At 72.5% G+C, this 3,339-nt stretch carries 3 protein-coding genes; 1 reads left to right on the top strand and 2 read right to left on the bottom strand.

Annotated elements, in window-relative coordinates:
- Nucleotides 1–891 (bottom strand): glycoside hydrolase family 3 protein (locus tag PROKR_RS20255; protein ID WP_169736490.1); only part of this gene is annotated, 891 nt, incomplete at its 3' end.
- A gap of 92 nt (nucleotides 892–983) precedes the next feature.
- On the opposite strand from PROKR_RS20255, the gene PROKR_RS20250 reads away from it, so the two are divergent.
- Entirely contained in the window at nucleotides 984–1,631 is a 648-nt protein-coding gene (locus PROKR_RS20250; RefSeq protein WP_020016693.1) for a TetR/AcrR family transcriptional regulator, read from the top strand.
- Between the two features lie 18 nt (nucleotides 1,632–1,649).
- Here PROKR_RS20250 and PROKR_RS20245 read toward each other — a convergent pair whose 3' ends face one another.
- Nucleotides 1,650–3,338, bottom strand: a complete 1,689-nt coding sequence (locus PROKR_RS20245) for a peptidoglycan D,D-transpeptidase FtsI family protein (RefSeq protein WP_084800564.1) — start codon at nucleotides 3,336–3,338, stop codon at nucleotides 1,650–1,652.
- Nucleotide 3,339 lies beyond the last annotated feature (1 nt).

The raw sequence follows: 3,339 nt of genomic DNA, 5'->3' as shown, positions 1-3,339 counted from the left end.
GAGCCGCCCGGTGCGGCCGGCCAGCCGCAGCAGGCGCAGCACCTTGTCGTCGAGCTCGGCCTCGGCGACCTCGCCGGAACGGACGGCGTCGAGCAGGCCGTCGCCCCAGGCGCCGTCGGGCCCGGGCATCTGCAGGTCCAGGCCGCCGCGCACGGCGGGCGCCACGGACTGCGTGGCCACCCAGTCGCTGACGAACAGACCGTCGTACCCCCACTCCTCCTTGAGCAGGTCGACCACGAGCGGGCGGTGCTCCAGGAGCGGCGCGGCGACGCCCTGCGTGTCGGCGCCGTTGTAGGCGCCCATCACGGACCACGGGTTGACGTCGCGCACCAGGCGCTCGAAGGGCGCGAGGTAGGCCTCGCGCAGCGTCCGCTCGTCGAGGCGCGCGAGGTAGCGGGTGCGCTCGGTCTCGGAGTCGTTGGCCACGTAGTGCTTGACGCACATGCCGACGCCCTGCTCCTGCGCCGCGCCGACCAGGGCCACCGCGATCTCGGCCGTCAGGTGCGGGTCCTCCGAGTAGCACTCGAAGTGGCGGCCGCCCACGGGCGTGCGCTGCAGGTTGACCTGCGGGGCGAGCACGACGTCGACGCCGTGGCGACGGGCCTCGGCGGCGAACAGCACGCCGGCACGGCGGGCCAGCTCCAGGTCCCAGGTCGCGGCCAGCGCGGACGGCGCGGGGAACATCGCGGACGTGCCGCCGTCCGGGCCGCGCACGCCCACCGGGCCGTCGGACAGCACCACCGGCTCCAGCCCGAGACGGGGCACGGCCGTGGTCGTCCACATGGACGCGCCCACGACGAGCGACACCTTCTCCTCGGCGGAGAGCTCCGACAGGAGGCGGAGCAGCTCGGGCTCCGTGGTGCCCTGCGTGGTGACTGTCTGCGATGACACGTGCTTTCTCCGTTCGGCGGTGGACGGCTGCCCGCATTCAACCACACTTACTTACTGGTTAGTAAGCCTGGATTCTCGGTTATCGTGAGCCCATGCCAGAAGCGACCGGGCAGGCTGCCCCGAAGGCCAAGCGACCCACGCGCGACCAGCGGCGGGAGGAGATCCTCGCCGCCGCGACGCGCGTGTTCGGGTCCAAGGGCTACCACCAGGGCTCGCTGGTCGACGTCGCGGCCCAGGTGGGGATCACGCACGCCGGCGTGCTCCACCACTTCGGCAGCAAGGACAAGCTGCTGTGGGAGGTGCTGGAGTACCGCGACCGCGTGGACGTGCAGCACCTGGAGGGCAAGCACATCCCGGGCGGCATCGAGCTGTTCCGGCACCTGGTCACCACCGCGCGCCAGAACGCGGAGCGGCGCGGCATCGTGCAGGCCTACGCGGTACTCACCGGCGAGTCCGTGACCGACGGCCACCCCGCCTCCACCTGGGTGGCCGAGCGGTTCAGCGTGCTGCGCGGCGAGATCTCCCAGGCTGTGCGCGTGCTCGCGGACGAGCGCGAGGTGACCCTGCCCGAGGGCGAGCCCGAGCGCGCCGCGGCCGCGGTGATCGCCGTCATGGACGGTCTGCAGCTCCAGTGGCTGCTGGACCCCGCGGCGGTGGACCTGGCGTCGGGCACGGAGTTCGCCATCGAGTCGATCCTGACGGCCACCCTCGGCGCCCCCGTGCGGATCGCGGCCTCCTGACCCACGACCCGCACGGCGTCACCACTCGGTCTTGAGCCGCCGCTTCTCGCGCTCGCTCGGCGGCACGTCCATCGTCTGCAGGGTGAACCCCATGACCTCGCTGAAGACCGGGGCCGCGACGTCGCCGCCGAAGATCGAGCTGTGCGGGCTCTTGAGGAAGACGGACACGGTGTACCGGGGGTCGTCGGCCGGCGCCACGCCGATGAACGACGCCATGTACGTCCAGCCGTTGCCCGCCGGCATCTGGGCGGTACCGGTCTTGCCCGCCACCCGGTAGCCCGGCACGGCGGCATTCTTGCCCGTGCCCTCGTCGCCGGTCACGGTCTCCATCATCTCGACGAGGGTGTCCGCGGTCTCCTCGGAGATCACCCGCTTGCCCGGCTCCCGCTCCGCCGGCGTGGTGGTGCCGTCCGGGCTGGTGGAGCCCTTGAAGAGCGTCGGCGTCATCCGAACGCCGCCGTTCGCCACCGTCGAGAACACGCTCGTGGCCTGCATCGCGTTGACGGACAGCCCCTGGCCGAACAGCACCGCGTACTGCGTGCGGCCGTCCCAGTCCGCGACGTCGGCGGGCGGCATGAGACCGACGGACTCGCCCGGCAGGCCCAGGCCCGTCGGCTGTCCGAAGCCGAACTTGTACAGGTAGTCCTGCCGCGTCTGCAGCGGGATCTTCTCGCCGGCCTGCACGGTGCCCGTGTTCGACGACTGGGCCAGCACCCCGGTCAGCGTCAGGCGCTCCACCGGGTGCTCGTGCGAGTCGCGGAAGGTCTGCCCGTTGGGCGTCGTGTACGTGTAGGGCACGGTGAACCGGCTGTCCGGCGTCCAGTAGCCGCCCTCCAGGGCGGCGGCCATCGTGACCACCTTGCCCGTCGAGCCGGGGTCGAAGACGTCCTTGACGGCGCGCGACCCGCCCGCCACGGCCGACGTCGTCCGGTCGTTCGGGTCCGTGGCGCCCGAGTCCGCGAGCGCCACGAGCTCGCCCGTGCGGATGTCCTGCACGATGACGATCCCGTACTCCGCCCCGGTGGTCCGCTTGGCCTCGTCGATGGAGTCCTGCGCCTTCCACTGGATGTCGTGCACCAGGGAGAGCTGGATGCTGTCGCCCGGCACCGCCGGGACGGACTCCTGGCCGGCGGCCGGGATGCGCAGGCCGTCGAGGCTGCGCTCGTAGGTGTCGGAGCCGGGCGAGCCCGCCAGCAGGTCGTCGTACGCCAGCTCGATGCCGCCCTGCCCGGCCTGCTCCTCGTCCACGAAGCCGACCAGCGAGCCCGCCACCGTCCCCGACGGGTAGGTTCGGCGCGAGGTCAGGTCGGTGCGGATGTACGCACGGATCTCCAGGTCGGCGATGGCGCGCTGCACCTGGGGCACGACGTTCTTGGCGAGCACGCGGTAGCGCGACTCGCCCACCAGCTTGGCCGCCAGCTCGTTCTTGGGCTCGTCGAGGATCGGCGCGAGCAGCTGGGCGATGCCCAGGGCGCCGTTCTCCACCTTGCGGCCGTCGGCATCGACGCGGCCCGCGCCGCGGAAGTCCTCGATCGCCACCGGGTCGCCCACCACCTTGTACCGGTCCACCGAGGTGGCCAGCACCACGCCGTTCGCGTCCGTGATGTCGCCGCGGTGCGCGGGCGTGACGGCGGTCGCCGTGCGCGCGGCCTCGGCCTCGGCGGCCAGGCTCGGGCCCTGGATGAGCTGCACGTGGACCAGCCGCACC

Source organism: Promicromonospora kroppenstedtii DSM 19349, assembly GCF_000515355.1.
Lineage (GTDB): Bacteria > Actinomycetota > Actinomycetes > Actinomycetales > Cellulomonadaceae > Promicromonospora > Promicromonospora kroppenstedtii.
The sequence above is the reverse complement of the archived record's forward strand: the minus strand, read 5'-3'. Positions and strand labels throughout refer to the sequence as shown.

Coding starts and splice junctions, on each gene's coding strand:
- PROKR_RS20250 (WP_020016693.1), top strand. CDS start 984: ATGCCAGAAGCGACCGGGCAGGCTGCCCCGAAGGCCAAGCGACCCACG.